Genomic DNA, 878 nt, shown 5'->3' with positions numbered 1-878 from the left:
GTCGCTGGCGCAATCGACCCTCTCGATGGCCAACCAGGCCGATCAGGGCGTGTTGCAGCTGCTCCGTTAATCGGCGCCGCAAACGAAATGAAAGGCGGGCTTCACAGCCCGCCTTTTTCTTTTCCCCCACTCCGGTTGATGGGCGTGGTATGTTCCGGCCGTGAGGTCGGATAGGGCTGCGCTTAGAATAGCGAACACGAAGGCAAGCTGCAGTTGTTGTGCTGGGCGACACAGGGCTGTGGGACCGTCGCCGGGGCGTGCTGACGAGCGTGATTTTAGGGGCCGTATCGATAGCGCTGGCGATATTGTTGCTCGACGGGGTTGGAGGTGTGCTCGATCAGACAAAGTGAGCAGTCTCCGGCTATAGCGAATTGATCACCGGCTTCTTGGTGCCTGTGCTCTGACACTTCGGCCTCAGTCACTTCACTTGATAAAGCGGCCCTGTCCGCAGAAGGCTGTCGGCCAGCTAACAAGTCTGGCGGTGTACCAGTCCTCAATGTCTCGACTGGCTTCGTCCTTGGCCTTGCCGTAGCGCTCCTGGATCTTCCCCTCAAGCTGCTCACGATTGCCCTTAATCTGTGCCAAATCGTCGTCGGTGAGCTTGCCTTACTGTTCCTTCACTTTGCCGATCATCTGCTTCCAGTTACCTTCAACGCGATTCCAGTCCATGGAAGTTCTCCTTTTTGGTTGGACTGAACTAACGCGAGATAGGGAGCCATTTCCGACCTCCGCGCCCAGGCGGCAGAAGGGGAATCGCCTTGCCCCGACGGCCGGGCGGAGCACGTTGCCTGAGGCGGGGGCCAGGCCGGCGCAACATCAGTCCTCGGGGCGGGCGATCCGATCGCTCTCTTGGGGAATGCTCGACAATGGCGTTCGAT

The 878-nt window shown here is 59.2% G+C and carries 1 pseudogene; it reads right to left on the bottom strand.

The window, feature by feature from the left end:
- Window positions 1-423: 423 nt before the first annotated feature.
- A pseudogene (locus tag C8264_RS21920) lies at window positions 424-669 on the bottom strand (CsbD family protein).
- Window positions 670-878: the final 209 nt, after the last annotated feature.

Source organism: Devosia naphthalenivorans, from assembly GCF_003056355.1.
Lineage (GTDB): Bacteria > Pseudomonadota > Alphaproteobacteria > Rhizobiales > Devosiaceae > Devosia > Devosia naphthalenivorans.
Note: the sequence above shows the minus strand (reverse complement) of the source record. Positions and strands in the feature narration are given on the sequence as shown.